Annotated in this window: 16 protein-coding genes and 1 tRNA gene; 11 read left to right on the plus strand and 6 right to left on the minus strand. The window is 62.2% G+C overall.

Annotated elements, in window-relative coordinates; translation table 11 throughout:
- Positions 1–8: 8 nt before the first annotated feature.
- Positions 9–401: a GFA family protein gene (locus tag F8N66_RS03635; protein WP_150768864.1), complete on the plus strand. Its 393-nt coding sequence runs from the start codon at positions 9–11 to the stop codon at positions 399–401.
- A gap of 61 nt (positions 402–462) precedes the next feature.
- Here the strand turns inward: F8N66_RS03635 and F8N66_RS03640 are convergent, their stop codons facing one another.
- From F8N66_RS03640 to F8N66_RS03655, 4 genes are all read right to left on the minus strand, one after another.
- A complete protein-coding gene (locus F8N66_RS03640; RefSeq protein WP_150768865.1) occupies positions 463–1647 on the minus strand; it encodes a trans-sulfuration enzyme family protein in 1185 nt (394 codons plus the stop codon).
- The gene (locus F8N66_RS03645; protein WP_150768866.1) at positions 1644–3020 is read right to left on the minus strand and encodes a pyridoxal-phosphate dependent enzyme; all 1377 of its coding nucleotides are present in this window, start codon (positions 3018–3020) and stop codon (positions 1644–1646) included. The genes F8N66_RS03640 and F8N66_RS03645 overlap by 4 nt, the downstream gene beginning before the upstream one ends.
- A 200-nt stretch (positions 3021–3220) precedes the next feature.
- A complete protein-coding gene (locus tag F8N66_RS03650) occupies positions 3221–3505 on the minus strand; it encodes a hypothetical protein (protein WP_150768867.1) in 285 nt (94 codons plus the stop codon).
- Positions 3506–3621: 116 nt separating this feature from the next.
- On the minus strand, positions 3622–4284 hold the full coding sequence (locus F8N66_RS03655; RefSeq protein WP_150768868.1) for a glutathione S-transferase family protein: 663 nt from the start codon (positions 4282–4284) through the stop codon (positions 3622–3624).
- A 693-nt stretch (positions 4285–4977) separates the two neighbouring features.
- Here F8N66_RS03655 and F8N66_RS03665 point away from each other — a divergent pair.
- Positions 4978–6303, plus strand: a complete 1326-nt coding sequence (locus tag F8N66_RS03665) for an OprD family porin (RefSeq protein ID WP_150768869.1) — start codon at positions 4978–4980, stop codon at positions 6301–6303.
- Positions 6304–6412: 109 nt separating this feature from the next.
- On the opposite strand, the gene F8N66_RS03670 is transcribed toward F8N66_RS03665, so the two are convergent.
- Positions 6413–8107 carry a sigma-54-dependent Fis family transcriptional regulator gene (locus F8N66_RS03670; protein WP_150768870.1) on the minus strand — a complete coding sequence of 565 codons (1695 nt, stop codon included), beginning with the start codon at positions 8105–8107 and terminating at the stop codon, positions 6413–6415.
- A gap of 383 nt (positions 8108–8490) precedes the next feature.
- On the opposite strand from F8N66_RS03670, the gene F8N66_RS03675 reads away from it, so the two are divergent.
- The 7 genes from F8N66_RS03675 to F8N66_RS03705 all read left to right on the plus strand — a co-directional run bounded on the left by F8N66_RS03675 (position 8491) and on the right by F8N66_RS03705 (position 14242).
- On the plus strand, positions 8491–8745 hold the full coding sequence (locus F8N66_RS03675) for a phenol hydroxylase subunit (RefSeq protein WP_150768871.1): 255 nt from the start codon (positions 8491–8493) through the stop codon (positions 8743–8745).
- A gap of 55 nt (positions 8746–8800) precedes the next feature.
- On the plus strand, positions 8801–9793 hold the full coding sequence (locus F8N66_RS03680) for an aromatic/alkene monooxygenase hydroxylase subunit beta (protein WP_150768872.1): 993 nt from the start codon (positions 8801–8803) through the stop codon (positions 9791–9793).
- Positions 9790–10062, plus strand: coding sequence for an MmoB/DmpM family protein (locus F8N66_RS03685; protein WP_090468604.1), 273 nt, complete (start codon positions 9790–9792; stop codon positions 10060–10062). The genes F8N66_RS03680 and F8N66_RS03685 overlap by 4 nt, the downstream gene beginning before the upstream one ends.
- 47 nt (positions 10063–10109) lie before the next feature.
- The gene (locus tag F8N66_RS03690; RefSeq protein WP_150768873.1) at positions 10110–11621 is read left to right on the plus strand and encodes an aromatic/alkene/methane monooxygenase hydroxylase/oxygenase subunit alpha; all 1512 of its coding nucleotides are present in this window, start codon (positions 10110–10112) and stop codon (positions 11619–11621) included.
- Positions 11622–11767: 146 nt separating this feature from the next.
- Positions 11768–12127, plus strand: coding sequence for a phenol hydroxylase subunit P4 (locus F8N66_RS03695; protein ID WP_150768874.1), 360 nt, complete (start codon positions 11768–11770; stop codon positions 12125–12127).
- A 10-nt stretch (positions 12128–12137) separates the two neighbouring features.
- Positions 12138–13199, plus strand: coding sequence for an NADH:ubiquinone reductase (Na(+)-transporting) subunit F (locus tag F8N66_RS03700; protein WP_150768875.1), 1062 nt, complete (start codon positions 12138–12140; stop codon positions 13197–13199).
- A 146-nt stretch (positions 13200–13345) separates the two neighbouring features.
- Positions 13346–14242, plus strand: a complete 897-nt coding sequence (locus F8N66_RS03705; protein ID WP_150768876.1) for a transporter — start codon at positions 13346–13348, stop codon at positions 14240–14242.
- A gap of 129 nt (positions 14243–14371) precedes the next feature.
- Here the strand turns inward: F8N66_RS03705 and F8N66_RS03710 are convergent, their stop codons facing one another.
- Positions 14372–16084, minus strand: coding sequence for an amidase (locus F8N66_RS03710; RefSeq protein WP_150768877.1), 1713 nt, complete (start codon positions 16082–16084; stop codon positions 14372–14374).
- A gap of 330 nt (positions 16085–16414) precedes the next feature.
- Between F8N66_RS03710 and F8N66_RS03715 the strand changes: the two genes are divergently transcribed.
- Positions 16415–16489 (plus strand) — tRNA-Gln (locus F8N66_RS03715).
- Positions 16490–17275: 786 nt separating this feature from the next.
- Positions 17276–18376: a polyamine ABC transporter substrate-binding protein gene (locus tag F8N66_RS03725; protein ID WP_150768879.1), complete on the plus strand. Its 1101-nt coding sequence runs from the start codon at positions 17276–17278 to the stop codon at positions 18374–18376.
- The last annotated feature ends 33 nt before the right edge of the window (positions 18377–18409 follow it).

An 18409-nucleotide genomic window follows, 5' to 3' on the forward strand; every position in this document is an offset into this window, starting at 1 on the left:
GACACAACATGGACCGATTCACCGGCGGTTGCCTGTGCGGCGACGTCAGGATTGTGGCCTCGGGACGCCCCTACCGGGTCGGCCTTTGTCACTGTCTCGATTGTCGCAAGCACCATGGGGCGCTGTTTCACGCGTCCGCGATATTCCCCCAGGAGGCAGTGACCATCGAGGGTGAAACCCGCGACTACGCCGGGCGGTTTTTCTGTCCCCGGTGCGGCTCATCGGTGTTTTCGCGCACCGACGATGAAATCGAAGTGAACCTGGGGTCGCTGGATGCCCCTGACCAGCTGATGCCGACCTATGAAAGCTGGGTCGTCCGTCGTGAGTCGTGGTTGCCGGTTTTTCCACTCGCCAGACGTTACAAGCAGGATCGGGAAACGGCGGGGCGCTTCGAGGGGTAGGTGCCCATTGTGGCGAGGGGATCAATCCCCGCGCCATAAACGGATGAATGCACTGTCTGCTTCAGAGCTGAATCGTCGCCAGCGCCTGAGCCAGGTCCGCGCGCAGATCCTCGACATCTTCGACCCCCACGGACAAGCGCACCAGCGCATCGCCGATCCCCAGTTGCGCACGGGTGTCGGCGGGGATGGTGGCGTGGGTCATGATGGCCGGGTGTTCGATCAGGCTTTCCACGCCGCCCAGGCTTTCGGCCAGGGCGAAGATCTGCACGCTTTCCAGGAAGCGCCTGGCGCCGGCGAGGTCGGTGTTCAGGTCCAGGGCGATCATCCCGCCGAAGCCGCGCATCTGTTGGCGCGCCAGTTCGTGCTGCGGGTGCGACGCCAGGCCCGGGTAGTAGACGCGCGCCACTTGCGGCTGGCGTTCCAGCCATTGCGCCAGTTCCAGGGCATTGCTGCAGTGGCGTTCCATGCGCAGGGCCAGGGTCTTCACGCCACGCAGGGTGAGGAAGGCGTCGAACGGCCCGGCGATGGCACCCACCGCGTTTTGCAGGAAGCCCAGGCGCTCGGCCAGCTCGGCGTTCTGGCCGACCACGGCGATGCCGCCGATCACATCGGAGTGGCCATTGAGGTACTTGGTCGTCGAGTGCAGCACGATGTCGAAACCCAGTTCCAGCGGACGCTGGATCCACGGGCTGGCGAAGGTGTTGTCCGCCACGCTGATGATGCCGCGCGCGCGGCAGATCCGGGCGATGGCGGCCAGGTCCGAGAGGCGCAGCAGGGGATTGCTCGGCGTCTCGATCATCACCATGCGCGTGTCGTCTTGCAGCGCCGCTTCGAACGCGGCCAGGTCAGTCAGGTCGACAAAGCTGAAACGGTGCCCGGCGCTGCGCTGGCGCACCTTGTCGAACAGGCGGAACGTCCCGCCGTACAGGTCGTTGCCGGAGACGACGTGCGAGCCGGCATCGAGCAGTTCGAGCACTGTGGAGATCGTCGCCAGGCCGGAGGCGAAGGCAAACGCCCGGGTGCCGCCTTCGAGGTCCGCCACGCAGCGTTCCAGCGCGAAGCGGGTCGGGTTGTGCGAGCGCCCGTAGTCGAATCCCTTGTGCACGCCGGGACTGTCTTGCAGGTAGGTGGAGTTGGCATAGATCGGCGGCATCAGCGCCCCGGTGGTCGGGTCCGGCGTCTGTCCGGCGTGGATCACCCGCGTGGCGAAGCCGCGGGGCGCGGCGTTTTTATCGTGCTGACTCATGCAAGGGTTCTCCGTAAGTGATTGAGCAGGTCGACCCGGGTGATCAGGCCGTGGAAGCCCGAGGCGTCGGCAATGATCGCCACCAGCCCGCGGTCGATTACGTCTTGCAGTTGCGCGCGGCTGGCCTCGGGCGGCAGGGTTTGCAGCTTGTCGGTCATCGCGCAGGTCACGGTCATGCGAAAGTGCGCCTCGCCGTTCTGCACGTTCAGCAGAATATCGGACTCGTCGATCACCCCGACCAATTGCTTGCCGTTCACCAGCACCGGCAATTGCGACACATCCGCCAGGCGCATGCGCTGGAACGCGGTGAGCAGGGTGTCGTCGGGGCCGACGCTGATCACCCGGCCATCCTCGAAGCGCCGCGCAATCAGGTCGCGCAGGTCGCCGTAGTGTTTGCTCGCCAGCAGGCCCTGATCGGACATCCACTGGTCGTTGTAGACCTTCGACAGGTAACGGGTACCGGTGTCGCAGACGAAGCTGACCACGCGTTTGGGTTCGGTCTGTTCGCGACAATAACGCAGCGCCGCCGCCAGCAGGGTGCCGGTCGACGAGCCGCCGAGAATGCCTTCGGCGCGCAACAGTTGGCGGGCGTGGTCGAAGCTTTCCTCGTCGCTGATCGAGTAGGCATGGCGCACGCTGGACAAGTCGCAGATCGACGGGATGAAGTCTTCGCCAATGCCTTCCACTGCCCAGGAGCCGGGCGTGCCGAGGGTGCCGCTGCGGCTGTACTCGGCCATCACCGAGCCGATCGGGTCGGCCAGGACCATTTCCAGGTTCGGCTGGACGCGGCTGAAGAACCGGGTCAGGCCCGTCAGCGTGCCGGCCGAACCGACGCCGACGACGATGGCGTCGACATCATGCTGGGTCTGCGCCCAGATCTCCGGCGCGGTGCTGCATTCGTGGGCCAGGGGGTTGGCCGGGTTGTTGAACTGATCGGCGAAGAAGGCATCGGGTATTTCCGCGGCCAGTCGCGCGGCAACGTCCTGATAGTAATCCGGGTGGCCCTTGCCGACGTCGGAGCGGGTGATGTGCACCTCGGCGCCCATGGCCTTGAGGTGCAGGACTTTCTCGGTGGACATCTTGTCCGGCACCACCAGCACCACCCGGTAACCCTTGGCCCGGCCGACCAGGGCCAGGCCCAGGCCGGTGTTGCCGGCGGTGGCTTCGACGATGGTGCCGCCGGGCTTGAGGCGGCCATCGCGCTCGGCGGCGTCAATCATCGCCAGGCCGATGCGGTCCTTGATCGAACCGCCGGGGTTCTGTGATTCGAGCTTGAGAAACAGGGTACAGGGACCGGTATCGAAACGGCTGACACGCACCAGCGGCGTGTTGCCGATCAATTCGAGCACGGCAGGGCGGGAGTCGTTTGGCATGTCGTCACCTCGCTGCGGGGATCCTGGGTGGATTGCCATCGGTGGGTGGTGAACCCTCACGCCGTCATGGCAATGCTTCGTCTCGACCATAGGCCCGGATCGCCACACGCGCAACCGGCCCGGCGAAAGTACCCCCGACATTGGGGAATTTCCCTGTGGCGGGCGGGCGTGGTGGGGGAGGGTTGAGGGTGGAAAAGTGGCTAGAGCGTGGCCGTGATCATGACCAGATTGATCTGTTGCATGAGCTCGGTAATGGTCGACAGGCTCCCGGCCTGCATGGCCGCCATGATCAGTGCCTGGTTCGGCGTGAGGGCCAGGGCCGCCAGGGGCTGAATCTGCGGCAGGACCCGTTCGGCCAGGCCGATGGCCGTGCAGGTCGCCGACGTGACCAGCGCGGCTGCGGCGGCTGCGGATACCGCGACCACGATGATCACGATGGCCAGCAGCACCGCCATCACCACTGCCTGCGTTGCTTGCCCCGCCATGCACACCTCCGCAGTCGATTGCGCCACAGGGAGGTGACCCACATTCCCCGGCGAAACCAGCCGAAGCAAGGCACGGGCCAATCGTCATGAAATCGTCGATAAAACGTGTACAGCGGCTAGCGAAACCGTACAGGAATCGCCTCGGCAAACGGATAGTAAGCAAACCACGGCCTGGCTTCGTCGATGACTCGCTGGAACGACGGGCGCTCGGTCAAGCGCTCGAAGTAAGCGCTCAAGTACCGGCATTCGTCGGGGAACGGCACGACGGTGCCGGCATAGAACAGGGCCGGGGCCGCGGCGCAATCGGCCAGGCTGAAGTCCGGGCTGGCGGCCCAGGTACTTGAGGACAGCTGGCGTTCGAGCATGGCGTAGGCGGTCAGCAGGGTGCTGCGTTGTTGGGTCAGGTCGCCATCGGCGGCGGACAAACGGTCGGCGACGATCTGTTGCATCGGCGCCTGGAGGTACTGGTCGAAAAACCGGTCCCACAGCCGCACCTGCAAAGCCGTGTCCCAATCGTCGGGTATCAGTTGATGCAGGCCGGCATACAACTGGTCGAGGTACTCGATGATGACACTCGATTCCGGCACGTTGCGCTGGCGCGCGTGATCGCGGATGACCGGGAACTTGCACAGCGGCCAGAGCGCTTCGAGCTCCGCCCGGTCGGTTGCGCTGGAAAGGTCGATGAGGCGCTTTTCGAATTCGATGCCGTGTTCGTAGAGCGCGATCAGCACTTTGTGGCAGAAGGATGAGAGGGGGTGGTAGTAGAGCGTGAGGGTCATGCTTCATCTCCTCGGTATGGGGGGCGGAAAGGGCAGTATTGACCATCATCGGGCTGGTTGCGATTTCGATGTTGTGGAGGGAAATCGATGAAAACCTGTGGGGCGGATTTTCAGTTACGACCTCGGGTCGTGCCTCTGTGCGACAACCCATATCCCTGCACGAAAACTAGTTTCATCTGGTTTGATAATCGCTGGCTGAAATGTTTTAAGAGTTTCACGGATTTCGATGTGAGCCTTTTAGGGGATGGAATTGCCCTTACGACGAGTCACCTGGTGAAACGGAACGCCATGGCTCGGCATGCCCTCGCGAGGGGGCCTTAAAGCCGACCTGACCGCGATCCCCTGTGGGAGCGGGCTTGCTCGCGAAAGCGGTGTATCAGTTGATACATGAATTGGCTGACACGACCCCTTCGCGAGCAAGCCCGCTCCCACATTTGGACCGCGGCCCCGCCTGCAAACAGGTCGGCTTCAAGGCCGACTCGCGCTGGCTTGCCCCGTTAATCCACGCTGGCCGAATGCAGGCGAGGCACCGATAGCCGCCGTTGCTGCAGGAATGGATATTCAACCAATCCATAAACGAACCAGTCGCTAAAAAAACGAAACCTCGACACCCATCGGGCACGTCGCCGTGCGCGCCCGATTGGCTAACGCACGACCCCAATAACCATAAGAAACACCCCAGGAGCCCCCCGTATGTTCAAACGAGCAATCCCCACCGCGATCATCCTGGCCACCGGTTCAATCTGCGCCCAGGCGGCAGAAACCGGCGCCCACGGTTTTCTGGAGGACAGCAAGGCCACGTTGTCGATGCGTACCCTGTATTTCAACAGCGACAACCGCGACGGCACCGCGGCCCCGTCGAAAACCGAAGAGACCGCCCAGGGTTTCGTGTTGCGCTACGAATCCGGTTTCACCCAGGGCACCGTCGGTTTCGGCCTGGATGCCCAGGCGTTGCTGGGCGTGACGCTCGACAGCGGTAATGGGCGCCACGTCGGCAGCGGCATGATCCCGTCGGATGGAGACGGTGCCGCCGACACCTGGAGCAGCTTCGGCCCGACCGCGAAAATGCGCCTCGGCAAAACCGAGTTGCGCTACGGCACGCTGCTGCCGAAATTGCCGATCCTGATTTCCAACGACGCCCGTGTACTGCCGCAGTCGTTCACCGGCACCCAGGTCACTTCCAAAGACTTCGACGGCCTGACCCTGACCGGCGGATTGCTGGAACAAGCCGTGGGGCGTGCCTCGACGGACCGCACCGGGCTGTCGGTCGCTGGCGCCACCCGCGACAGCAACAAGTTCTATTTCGCCGGCGGCGACTATGAGGTCACCAAGACCCTCAAGGCCCAGTATTACTTCGCGCAACTGGAGGATTTCTACAACCAGAACTTCTTCGGCCTGACCCACCTTTTGCCACTCGATGGCGGCAGTTCGATCACCACCGACCTGCGCTACTTCCGCACTACATCGAGCGGTGCCAACAGTTCCGCCGCGGGCCGGGCGCAGGGTTATCGGGTGTCGGGCTACACCCAGGACAACGACGGTGAAATCGACAACAGCACCTGGGCCGCGATGATCACCTATGCCAATGGCGGCCACGCCGTGGCGCTGGGGTATCAGCGGGTAGGGGATGGCAGTAACTTCGTCCAGCCCAACCAGGGCAGCCTGCCGGACAAAGGCGCCGGTGGCGGCAGCGTCTACCTGCCCACCGACCGCATGATCCAGAGCTTCACCCGGGCGGGCGAGCAGACCACCTTCGGTCAGTACACCTACGACTTCGTCGCGCTGGGCGTGCCGGGCCTGAAGGCCTCGATCGTGTACCTGAAGGGTACCGGCATCAAGGCGCAAAACACCGGGGACCAATCGGAGTGGGAACGCGACATGACCCTGGACTACGTGATTCAGTCAGGCACGTTCAAGAACGTCGGCTTCTCGCTGCGCAACGGCCAGTCGAACACCGAGGCGGGCCGCGATGTCGATCAGAGCCGGTTCATCATCAACTACGCGATCCCGTTGTTGTAATCAACGCATCCCCTGTAGAAGCGAGCCCTGCTCGCGATGAACGTCCAGACAACGCGCTCATTCAGACAGCACGCGTTATCGTTGACGTCCATCGCGAGCAGGCTCGCTCCTACAGTGGGTTCTGCGTACCGGTTTTTTTCAAGCGATAAGCCAGCGCCGGACGCGTGATGCCCAGCAGGCGCGCCGCTTCCGAGACGTTTTGCTGGGCGCGCTCCATGGCCGCGTGAATCAGTGCATCCTCCACCGAATCCAGCGCGATACCGCTGTCGATGATCTTGTCGACCCACGTCTGATCGGATGCCTGGGTCGACTTCACCAGTCGCCCGTCACTGGCCAGGCCGATGCTATCGGCCAGTGGCGGCGAGTGCGGGAAGAGGGCGTCGACCGTGATGCTCTGGTTTTCATCGGTGATGATCACGCCCCGTTCCATCAGGTTTTCCAGCTCGCGGATGTTGCCGGGCCAGTCGTAGTGCAGGCACACCTGCAAGGCGCGGTCAGACAGGCCGAGGGTCTTTTTCCGGTAGCTGGCATGGAGCTTTTCCAGGAAGTGCTCGATCAGCAGCGGGATGTCTTCGCGCCGGTCGCGCAAGGCCGGGATCCGCACCGGGAACACGTTCAGGCGATAGAACAGGTCGGCGCGAAAACGCCCTTGCCTGACCGCATTTTCGAGGTCCTCGTGGGTCGCGGTAATGACGCGCACATCGACCTTGCGCGTCTGTGAGTCGCCCACCCGTTCCAGTTCCTGTTCCTGCAACACGCGCAGCAGCGAGGCTTGCGCGCGCGGGGTCAATTCGACGATTTCATCGAGGAACAGCGAGCCGCCATTGGCCCGTTCGAAACGGCCCATGCGCGACTGCTGGGCGCCGGTGTAGGCGCCTTTCTCCACGCCGAACAACTCGGCCTCGATCAGGTCCGGCGGGATGGCCGCGCAGTTCAGCGCGATGAATGGCCCGCCGGCGCGCTCGCTGCGCAAGTGCAGGCTGCGGGCGATGACTTCCTTGCCCACGCCGGTCTCGCCCAGCAGCAACACCGATGCCTTGCCCGGGGCCACCTTGTCGATCAGCGAACAGGTGCGGCGGTAGATCGCCGACTGGCCGATGCCATAGAACTTGCCGGCCTCGATCTGCAAGCGCTGGCGCATGTTTGCCACTTGCACTTGCAGCGCCTGCAGCTCATCGATGATCGGGTCGCTCTGGAAGTAGCGCATGATGTCTTCGGCATCGTCCCATTGCTCGGCCGGCTTGCCGACAATGCGGCAATGGGAGTCGCCGCAACCACGGCAACTGACCTCTTTGTAGATGATCTGCCGGCCGAGGAAAAACGAGCTGTAGCTGATGGCATACCCGAGCAGCATCCAGCACACCGGCTGGTCGGAGTGCAGGTTTTCGGTCTGGCAGTTTTCCACTTCGAAGGAGTCCTGCCATTCGATCTCGGCGTAGAACTGACCGTGAGCCAGATCGATGTCGATGGTCTGCGGGATGACATTGACCATGCCCTTGAGCGAGTGCAGTTGCGGGCCGGTGAAAAACATTTCCAGATCACTGCCCTGCGGGCGTAACTTGCGCGCCAGTTCGGCGTCCTTGAGCCCGGACTGATAGCCCAGGCGCAGGAAAAATCCCTTGGCGCGCTCGACGCCGAGCATCTCTATCAACTCGCGCCTGCACGACGCCATCATCGAAACCTGGATCAACAACATGCGTTGCTCGTCCAGCCAGATCTTCCCTTCGCTCCCGTGAAAGCGAACCTGGTCGCTCAGGTCCTTGAGCGACGGCGGGTGCTGGGAAGCCTTGTACGTGGTGATCATTTGTTGCGCCCCTGATTTGTAGTTATTGGGGTGGTGACGCGTTCCGCTCAGGCGATGGCGGTGTGTGTACGCATCGTAGCGACCCGTGTTTTTCAGGCAAGGCAAGGTCGGTTTTTCTTTTTCTAAGCGGCCTGAAAGCGAGCGAAAAGTCAATGATTGCGTGATTCATCCATTTGCTCGAAGGCGTCGGCAAGGATTGATCAAATGATCAATCCGTCGCTCCCGGATCCTCGTCCATCACGCGAATTGCAGGCGAGGGCAGGGGCATTCCATCAGGTTTAACTAATTGTTTTTAAACGAATAAAAAATCAATTCAAAACCGATTTGCTGCACTGGCACCCTTGTTGCTCCGTACCCCTGACATAACAAGGGAGTACCCGAGCATGAGCCAACCTGGCAGCACTTTCGATCAGATGCCGCGCTACATCCGCGTGCGCAGCGGGCCAGACGACAACTTCGTCGAATTCGATTTCGCCATCGGTTTTCCCGACCTGTTTGTCGAGCTGGTGCTGCCGCGCCAGGCGTTCCTCCAGTTCTGCGAAAACAACCGCGTGCAGCACATGGATGCGCAGATGTCCGAGGCCCTCGACGCCGATGCGCGCAAGTGGCGCTACGGCGAAACCCGCGACGCGGACTGAGCGGCGGCATGCACAACGCCATCCCCACAGAACAATAACCACAGGAGTCCACTCCATGAGCGTCGAGATCAAGACGACCACCGTCGAGACGATCCGCAACACCTTCAGCCACACCCGTCGCCGGTTTGGCGACAAGGCCGCCAGCCGTTACCAGGAAGCCAGTTTCGACCTGGAATCGGCGACCAATTTCCACTACCGGCCGCTATGGCAGCCGGACAAGCTGCTCAACGATGCCACCCGCACCGCGGTGGTCATGGCCGACTGGTACGCGGTCAGTGACCCGCGCCAGTACTACTACGGCGCGTACGTCGGGGCCCGGGCCAAGATGCAGGAAAACGCCGAGCACGATTACGCCTTCTGCGAAAAGCGCGACATGCTCGCCGGCCTGTCCAGCGCCAATGTCCAGCTGATCAGCCAGCTGCTGTTGCCCCTGCGCCACGCCGAGATGGGCGCCAACATGAACAACAGCAACATCGCCGCCGACGGCTTTGGCACCAGCGTCACGCAGATGCACATGTTCCAGGCCATGGACCGTTTGGGCATTGCCCAGTACCTGTCGCGCATCGGCCTGATGCTCGATGACGGCGACGTCCTGCTGCTGGCCCAGGCCAAGCAGCAGTGGCTCAACGATCCGGCGTGGCAGGGCATGCGCCGCTACGTCGAGGACACCCTGGTGGTGCGCGACTGGTTCGAATTGACCGTGGCGCAAAACCTGGTCAGCGACGGCCTGGTGTACCCGCTGCTGTTCCACAAACTCGACGAGCAACTGACGGCCAACGGCGCCGGCCAGGTCGGCATGCTCACCGAATTCATGCGCCTGTGGTTCGCCGAGAGCCAGCGCTGGGTCGATGCGCTGCTCAAGACCGTGATCAACGAAAGCGCGGCCAACAAGGCGCTGGTACAGGGCTGGATCGATCACTGGAGCCAGCGTTCTGTCGATGCACTGCGTCCTCTGACCGGCCTCGGCCTCAATGACTCGGCGCTGGATGCCGTGTGCACCGAGTTCGCCGCCCGCCTCAAGAAAATCGGACTTGGAGCCCGCCCATGACTTCCCTCGTCTACATGAACCTGCAAGACACCGACTACGCCCGTTCGATCGTCGACGCCATCGTGCAGGACAACCCCCACGCCGAGATCCAGCACCAGCCCTCGATGATCCGCATCGAGGCCCAGGGCCGTCTCGACATTCGCCGGGAAACGGTCGAGGCGCTCACCGGTAGCGTCTGGGACATCCAGGAAATGCTGATGTACGTGATCACCCTCGGCGGCAACGTCGTGGAAGAGGACGACAGCTTCTCGCTGTACTGGAACAGCTGATCGAACCCGCTGCGATTGATCCATAACAAGAATTCGGGAGCGCCATCATGGCCGTGAAAAAACGCCTCAATGCCAAAGAAAAATACCGCTGCTTGACCCGTGACCTGGACTGGGAGCCGAGCTACCAGACCCACGAGGATATCTACCCGCACGAACGCTTCGAGGGGATCAAGATCACCGACTGGGACAAGTGGGAAGACCCGTTCCGCCTGACCATGGACACCTACTGGAAATACCAGGCCGAGAAAGAGAAAAAGCTCTACGCGATCTTCGACGCCTTCTCGCAGAACAACGGCCATACCACGCTGTCGGACGCCCGTTATGTCAACGCGTTGAAGCTGTTCCTGTCCGGCGTCACGCCGCTGGAATACCAGGCCTATCAAGGTTTCGCCCGGGTCGGCCGGCAATTCAGCGGCGCCGGGGCGCGGATCGCCTGCCAGATGCAGGCCATCGATGAACTGCGCCACGTGCAGACCCAGATCCACGCCATGAGTCACTACAACAAGCACTTCAATGGCCTGCACGATTTCGCCCACATGCACGACCGCGTGTGGTTCCTCTCGGTGCCCAAGTCGTTCTTCGAAGACGCGCGCACGGCGGGTCCGTTCGAGTTCCTGACGGCGATCTCGTTCTCCTTCGAGTATGTGCTGACCAACCTGCTGTTCGTGCCCTTCATGTCCGGCGCGGCGTTCAACGGCGACATGGCCACGGTGACCTTCGGCTTCTCCGCACAGTCCGACGAAGCCCGGCACATGACCCTGGGCCTGGAAGTCATCAAGTTTTTGCTGGAGCAGCACGAAGACAACGTGCCGATCATCCAGCGCTGGATCGACAAGTGGTTCTGGCGCGGCTACCGCCTGCTTACGCTGGTGGGGATGATGATGGACTACATGCTGCCCAACAAAGTCATGTCCTGGTCGGAAGCCTGGGGCGTGTATTTCGAAGAGGCGGGCGGGGCGCTGTTCAAGGACCTGGAGCGCTACGGCATCCGTCCGCCCAAGCATGTCGAAGAAGCCAACATCGGCAAGGATCACGTCAGCCACCAGGCCTGGTCGATCTTCTACCAGTACAGCCAGGCGACCAACTTCCACACCTGGATGCCCACCGACGAGGAGCTGGACTGGCTGTCGTCCAAATACCCGGACACCTTCGACAAGATCTACCGCCCACGCTTCGAACACTGGCGCGCCCTGCAAGAGAAGGGCGAGCGTTTCTACAACCCGACCCTGCCGATGCTCTGCCAGATCTGCCAGATCCCGCTGTCCTTCGGCGAGCCGGACGACCCGACCACCCTCAGCCATCGCAGCGCCGGGCATGAAGGCGAGCGCTATCACTTCTGCTCCCAGGGTTGCTGCGACATCTTCGAATACGAGCCGACCAAGTACATCCAGGCCTGGTTGCCGGTGCACCAGATCCTGCAGGGCAACTGCGGTGGCGGCGACGTCGAGTCGGTGGTGCGCGACTACTACAACATCAACCCCGGCCAGGACAACTTCGAATACCTGGGCTCCACCGAGCATCGACGCTGGCAGGACTGGCACCCGGCCAAGGCCGGCTGACCCAACCAAGATCCTATGTAGGAGCGAGCACGCTCGCGAAAAACGTCAGGGCAACGCATGCATTCAGTTGCCCCGCGTCATCGTTGTCGACCATCGCGAGCGTGCTCGCTCCTACAGGTCAACCGACAAAAACAAGGAAAACCATCATGCCCGTGACCGCCATCGGCGCCTACAACGCCCAACCCCTGGACCGCCAGGACAATTTCCACGGCCTGCAACTGGTGTACCTGTGCTGGGAAAAACACCTGATGTTCTGCGCGCCGTTCACCTTTCCACTGCCACCGGCCATGCCGTTCAGCGACTTCATCGAACAGGTGGTCAAGCCTTCTATCGCCCAGCACCCGGATGCAGCACGGGTCGATTTCAGCCAGGCGCAATGGCGCCTTAACGACCAGCCATTCATCCCGGACAACGCAGGCAGCCTGATTGCCAACGGCATCGATCACAAGAGCCTGCTGCACCTCGACACCCCAGGCTTGAACGGCATTGCCGGCAGCTTCAACTGAGGACACGGCCATGAGTTACCAAGTCACCATCGAACCCACTGGCGAGCAGATCGAAGTGGAAGAGGGGCAGACCATTCTCCAGGCCGCCCTGCGCCAGGGCGTGTGGTTGCCGTTTGCCTGCGGGCATGGCACCTGCGCCACCTGCAAGGTCCAGGTGCTGGAAGGCGAGGCGGACCTGGGCGCGGCGTCGTCCTTTGCGCTGATGGACATGGAGCGCGATGAAGGCAAGGTCCTGGCGTGCTGCGCGATCCCGCAGAGCGACATGGTGATCGAGGCCGACATCGATGCCGATCCGGATTTCCTTGGCCATCCGGTCGAGGACTACCGCGCGGTGGTCAGCGCCCTGGTCGACCTGTCGCCGACCATCAAGGGCGTGCACCTCAAGCTCGACCGGCCCATGGCGTTCCAGGCCGGGCAATACATCAACCTGCAATTGCCCGGGGTCGAAGGCACGCGCGCGTTCTCGCTGGCCAATCCACCAAGTCGTGCCGACGAGGTCGAACTGCACGTGCGACGGGTCGACGGCGGCGTCGCCACTGGCATGATTCACGATCAATTGAAGGTCGGCGACACGGTGGACCTGTCCGGGCCGTACGGGCAGTTTTTCGTCCGGGGCTCGCAAAGCGGCGACCTGATTTTCATCGCCGGCGGCTCGGGCCTGTCGAGCCCGCAGTCGATGATCCTCGACCTGCTGGAGGCCGGCGATACGCGGCAGATCGTGCTGTTCCAGGGCGCGCGCAACCGTGCCGAACTGTACAACCGCGAGCTGTTCGAGGCCCTGGCCCGGGACCACGCCAACTTCACCTACGTGCCGGCGCTCAGCCAGGCGGTCGAGGACCCCGAGTGGACGGGGTTCAAGGGCTATGTACATGACGCGGCGAAGCAGCATTTCGACGGCCGCTTCAGCCAGCGCAAGGCCTACTTGTGCGGGCCGCCGGTGATGATCGATTCGGCCATTACCTGCCTGATGCAGGGACGGCTGTTCGAGCGCGACATCTTCATGGAGCGCTTCTACAGCGCCGCCGACGGAGGCGAATCGACCCAGCGTTCGGCGCTGTTCAAGCGCATCTGAAGTCACCCGAAAACCCCTGTGGGAGCGGGCTTGCTCGCGAAAGCGGGGTGTCAGGCATTGAGATGTTGAATGTGCCGCCGCCTTCGCGAGCAAGCCCGCTCCCACAGGGTGTGCCCGACCAATAACAACAATAAAGGTTGAAATGCATGACTCGTAGAACAACAAAGCAGCTCCTGATCTCCACTGCCCTGGTCGCATCCTGGCCTCTGGCGGCCAACGCCACCGAAGGCGGCGGCACCTCTTATCCATTAGGCGCCGAGAACTACATGTCCGGCGCGATGCCGCCACCGGGCTTCTACGGCCAACTGTTCGTTACCCACTATGAAGCCGACAACCTGCGTGGCAACGACGGCAAGAAACTCCCGCTGGATTTTCGCGTGCGTGCCAACGCGATCACCCCGCGGCTGATCTGGGTCAGCGACTACACCCTGTTCGGCGCCAGCGTGGCGCTGCACGCGATCGTGCCGCTGGTGGATCTCAAGGTCGAACTCAATGGCCAGTCGCAGAACAAGCAAGGCTTGGGGGATGTGATTTACGGGGCCGCGCTGGGCTTTCACCACAGTGAAAAATTCCACAGCATTCTTTCCCTGGACATGATCGCCCCGACCGGCCGCTACGACCGTGGCGACCTGGCCAACACCGGGCGCAATTACTGGGTGATCGAGCCGGTCTACGCCCTGTCTTACATCGACCCCAACGGGCTCAACCTCGATGCCAAGATCATGTACGACTTCAACCGTGAAAACCCGGCGACCGACTACCGTTCGGGCCAGGAATTTCATGTCGACTATGCCGTCGGGTGGGGGCTGGGCAATGGCTGGGTGCTGGGTGTCGGCGGTTATTACTACCGACAGACCACCGACGACCGCCAGAACGGCGAGACCATCGAAAACAACAAGGGACGCTCGCTGGCCATCGGGCCATCGATCAAATACACCAGCAATTCGGGATGGTTCGTCACGGGGAAATGGGAGCAGGAAACCGAAGTGCGCAACCGGGCGCAGGGTAATGCGTACTGGATGAAACTGACCGTGCCGTTCTGACACGGCACATGCAAACCCCCATCACTGCAAAAAACTGTGGGAGCGGGCTTGCTCGCGAAGAGGCCGGAACATTCACCCTGAAGAGTGACTGACACGGCCCCTTCGCGAGCAAGCCCGCTCCCACATCAGTTATCCATTGGCAGGTAATGGCGGGGTGCGCGGCGGAATCAGGCGCTTGTTGCCGGTCGACTCGAACGCCGCGGCAAAGCGCAGCAAGGCCGAATCGTCATAGGCGCGGCCGGCAAAGGTCAGGCCGACCGGCATGCCGATGTCGGGCATGACGCCCATCGGCACGGTGACCGTGGGCACTCCCAGATGGCGGATGGCGAGGTTGCCGTTGGCCACCCACACACCGTTGCTCCAGGCGATGTCCGCAGACGCCGGGTTGACATCGGCATCCGCCGGGCCCACATCGGCCACCGTCGGGAACAGCACTGCATCCAGGCCCAGCCGATCCATCCAGTCCTCGAGATCGATTTTCCGGGTCTGCTCAAGCCCCCGCAGGCCGTCGGGCACGGTGTCGATCTTGTCCCACGGCGTGATGCCGCGCTCGGCCATCTTCACGTACTCGTCCATGCCGGCGGCCAGGTCGCCTTCGCGGTTGGGCAGGGTGCCCGGGTCGTGGGGGAAAATCAGCGGGCCGTCGACGTCAACCAGGCGGTTCAGTTTCGGGTCGCCGTTGGCTTGCAGGAAATCATCGAACGCCCAGGCCGTCAGATCCCACAGTTCATGGTGCAGGAACTCCTTGGAGACGATCCCGCGATTGAACACGGTGGGCGCGCCAGGTCGATCGCCCTCGCAATTGGACACCAGCGGGAAATCGACTTCGAGCACTTCGGCGCCGGCGGCTTCGAGGGCCTTGCGCGCCTGTTCCCAAAGACCGATCACCGAAGGGCGGGTGTGGATGCGCTGCCCGGTCGGGCCACCGATGCCCGGCGCTTCGCTGGTGCCCGCTTCGGGGTCGGCGTTGATGTACATCTTCGGAATGCCGAAGCGCTTGCCGGCGAGTGAATCGGACTTCGCGGCAAGTTCCAGATAGGATGCGGGACGCACCGAAGCGACGCTCGGAATCGGCACCCAGGGTTGCAGGCGCCACAGGTCGCCACGGGTGTCGGTGTCCTCGGCCACCACCACATCGAGCACTTCGAGCAGGTCGGCCATGGTCCGGGCAAACGGCACGACCACGTCCATGGTCGGGGTCAGCGGCCAGTTGCCACGCACCGAGATCACTCCGCGCGAAGGCGTGTAGGCACACAAGCCGTTGTTCGACGCCGGGCCGCGACCGCTCGACCAGGTCTCTTCCGCCAGGCCGAAGGCCGCGAAACTGGCGGCGGTGGCCGTGCCGGCACCGTTGGACGAACCCGAGGCGAACGGCGCGGTGAGGTAGTTGGCGTTGTACGGGCTCTCGGCGCGGCCATAGACCCCGCGCTGCATGCCGCCGTTAGCCATGGGTGGCATATTGGTCTTGCCCAGGCAGATCGCCCCGGCGCCACGCAGCCGTTCGATGGTGAACGCATCGCGATAGGCAACCAGGTCCTTGAAGGCAGGGCTGCCGGACGCGGCGGTCAGGCCTTTGACCAGGTAGCTGTCCTTGGCGGTGTAAGGAATGCCATCGAGCGGGCCAAGGGTTTCGCCTTTGGCGCGACGGGCATCGCTGGCCTGCGCCTCTTTCAAGGCCTGCGGGTTGCGCACCACTACCGCATTGAGCGCGGTCGGGGTGTGGGGGCCGTCGTAGGCATCGATCCGGGCGAGGTAAGCCTGGACGAGTTCGACCGACGTAGTCTCGCCGGATTCGAGCGCGGCGCGCAGTTGGGCAATGGAAACTTCAGTGACTTGGATCATGCGGTCAGTACCGGCAGTAGAGGGGACATACGGTGAGTGTTTGCCTGGCGGGATATTGAGCACAGGAACTTCACTTCTCTTTAAAGGTTTTTCATAACGTTACTGGTTGCACAGCCTTACGCGACAGAAGGGGGATTTCAACCTTGGCGTTAATTTTTTTTACCGGTCGGGAACCTCTTTACTAACAAGTCGCTGTTTTAAAAGAAAAATTGTGCGTGGGGGGCTTCCCAGGCGAAACAAAAGTTGGTAAATTTCCGCGCATTCCAGCACAGCGCCTTAAACAGGGTGTGAATCTGGGATCGAGTGTCAGACACTCGTCGCAACATTTGCAGGGGCGTCGCCAAGCGGTAAGGCAGCAGGTTTTGATCCTGCCATGCGTTGGTTCGAATCCAGCCGCCCCTGCCATCTTCAAGAAACGCCAGTTCCGAACGGGACTGGCGTTTTTTTTTGCCTGTAGATTGTCCCCGTGCCATTTGGATTGGGGGTAGACCCGTTTCTTGCGTAACGGTGGCTGGCGGTTTCGTCCTCACGGCGAGTTACCTGGAAAAGCGGTACGCCGCCCGGCGCCCAGTAACCAAGCGCCTTTGCCCCTGTCGCTCGGTGCCTCGCCTTGTCTCGGCATGCTTTAAAGGGGTGCCCGGATCAAAAACAAGGCGAGGCGGCCTTAAAGCCGACCTCGCTCTTGCTGATGTACCCAGTTCCAATGTGGGAGCGGGCTTGCTCGCGAAAGGGCCGTGTCAGTCAATACATGTGTCAACTGGTACACCGCCTTCGCGAGCAAGCCCGCTCCCACATTGGATCGCGGACGCACCTGCAATCCAAGCCATGGCGAGGCACTGAGCGGTGGGGCAAAGGCGCTTGGTTACTGGGCGCCGGGCGGCGTACCGTTTTTCCAGATAACTCGCCGTAAGGGCGAAACCGTAAGCCGCCGTTACCGAAGAAACGGATATGTACACCCTCCGGCCCCTCCAGATCCATCCGGACACCGATATTGGCCATATCCATCTCCTTTTGGCCTGCCTCACGCTGTGAACCCGCCAGGCGCTCAGCAAGAATCAAGGCGGGCCGCTGACTCAGCCGCACCGACCAAATCCATAACCAGCAACGTGATCTTCCTTGCCCTTGGCTGTTTTGCAGGCCGCTGCCGTCTACAACATAAAAACCAACGAGCTGACATTGGGGAACTGATCCATGGAAACCATCAAACGCATCCTGGGCGCCACGGCATGTGGGCTGACGCTGCTGGCCGGCGCCGTGCACGCCGCACAGCCCGAGTTGAGGGTCTACAACTGGGCGGATTACATCCTGCCGTCCGTGCCCAAGGACTTCGCCGAGAAAAACGGTATCAAAGTCACTTGGGACACCTTCGACACCAACGAGTCCCTGGAAGCCAAGCTGCTGACCGGCAACTCCGGATACGACCTGGTGGTGCCGTCGAACCAGTTCATCGAAACCCAGATCAAGGCCGGTGTGTTCCAGAAGCTCGACAAGTCCAAGCTTCCGAACTGGCAGCATCAGGACCCGGCGCTGCTCAAGTTGCTCGACGCCAACGATCCCGGCAACCAGTACGGCGTGCCCTACATGTACGGCACCGTGCTGATCGGCTTCAACCCGGCCAAGGTCAAGGCGGCGCTGGGTGAAAATGCGCCAGTGGACAGTTGGGACCTGGTGTTCAAGCCCGAAAACATGGAGAAGCTCAAGTCCTGCGGCGTGGCCATGCTCGACTCGCCTTCGGAAATCCTGCCGCTGGCCCTGCATTACCTGGGGCTGGACCCGAACAGCCAGAAGCCGGAGGACTACGAAAAAGCCAAGGCGCTGATGCTCAAGGTCCGCCCCTACGTCACCTACTTCAACTCGGCCAAGTACATGACCGACATCGCCAATGGCGACATCTGCGTGGCCATCGGTTACTCCGGCAGCTTCTACCAGTTCGGCAATCGCGCCAGGGAGGCGGGTAACGGCGTGGTGGTCGATTGGCGCTTGCCGAAGGAGGGCGCGCCGATCTGGTTCGACACCTTCGCCATTCCAAAAAGCGCGAAGAACGTTGAGCAAGCCCACGCGTTTCTCAACAACCTGCTCGATCCGACAGTGATCGCGCCCATCAGTGACTTCCTTGGCTACCCCAATGCCAACAAGGACTCGCTGGCGCTGATTAACAAGGACATCACGGGCAACCCGAACCTGACGCCGACCCATGAAGCGCTGGCAACGCTCTATGTCGTGCAGCCGTTGCCGCAGAAGCTGGAACGGGTGCGCACGCGGGTGTGGACGGCGATCAAGTCGGACAAATAGCGGTCCAGCGGCCCACACCCTGCGAGTGTGGGC

It is taken from the genome of Pseudomonas fluorescens (assembly GCF_902498195.1).
Lineage (GTDB): Bacteria > Pseudomonadota > Gammaproteobacteria > Pseudomonadales > Pseudomonadaceae > Aquipseudomonas > Aquipseudomonas fluorescens_BU.

What these genes read in the sequence shown, in the direction of transcription:
- F8N66_RS03645 (WP_150768866.1), bottom strand. Translation starts at nt 3,020, where the DNA reads ATGCCAAACGACTCCCGCCCTGCCGTGCTCGAATTGATCGGCAACACG.
- F8N66_RS03675 (WP_150768871.1), top strand. Translation starts at nt 8,491, where the DNA reads ATGAGCCAACCTGGCAGCACTTTCGATCAGATGCCGCGCTACATCCGC.
- F8N66_RS03725 (WP_150768879.1), top strand. Translation starts at nt 17,276, where the DNA reads ATGGAAACCATCAAACGCATCCTGGGCGCCACGGCATGTGGGCTGACG.
- F8N66_RS03710 (WP_150768877.1), bottom strand. Translation starts at nt 16,084, where the DNA reads ATGATCCAAGTCACTGAAGTTTCCATTGCCCAACTGCGCGCCGCGCTC.
- F8N66_RS03695 (WP_150768874.1), top strand. Translation starts at nt 11,768, where the DNA reads ATGCCCGTGACCGCCATCGGCGCCTACAACGCCCAACCCCTGGACCGC.
- F8N66_RS03655 (WP_150768868.1), bottom strand. Translation starts at nt 4,284, where the DNA reads ATGACCCTCACGCTCTACTACCACCCCCTCTCATCCTTCTGCCACAAA.
- F8N66_RS03665 (WP_150768869.1), top strand. Translation starts at nt 4,978, where the DNA reads ATGTTCAAACGAGCAATCCCCACCGCGATCATCCTGGCCACCGGTTCA.
- F8N66_RS03705 (WP_150768876.1), top strand. Translation starts at nt 13,346, where the DNA reads ATGACTCGTAGAACAACAAAGCAGCTCCTGATCTCCACTGCCCTGGTC.
- F8N66_RS03690 (WP_150768873.1), top strand. Translation starts at nt 10,110, where the DNA reads ATGGCCGTGAAAAAACGCCTCAATGCCAAAGAAAAATACCGCTGCTTG.
- F8N66_RS03635 (WP_150768864.1), top strand. Translation starts at nt 9, where the DNA reads ATGGACCGATTCACCGGCGGTTGCCTGTGCGGCGACGTCAGGATTGTG.
- F8N66_RS03670 (WP_150768870.1), bottom strand. Translation starts at nt 8,107, where the DNA reads ATGATCACCACGTACAAGGCTTCCCAGCACCCGCCGTCGCTCAAGGAC.
- F8N66_RS03700 (WP_150768875.1), top strand. Translation starts at nt 12,138, where the DNA reads ATGAGTTACCAAGTCACCATCGAACCCACTGGCGAGCAGATCGAAGTG.
- F8N66_RS03650 (WP_150768867.1), bottom strand. Translation starts at nt 3,505, where the DNA reads ATGGCGGGGCAAGCAACGCAGGCAGTGGTGATGGCGGTGCTGCTGGCC.
- F8N66_RS03685 (WP_090468604.1), top strand. Translation starts at nt 9,790, where the DNA reads ATGACTTCCCTCGTCTACATGAACCTGCAAGACACCGACTACGCCCGT.
- F8N66_RS03640 (WP_150768865.1), bottom strand. Translation starts at nt 1,647, where the DNA reads ATGAGTCAGCACGATAAAAACGCCGCGCCCCGCGGCTTCGCCACGCGG.
- F8N66_RS03680 (WP_150768872.1), top strand. Translation starts at nt 8,801, where the DNA reads ATGAGCGTCGAGATCAAGACGACCACCGTCGAGACGATCCGCAACACC.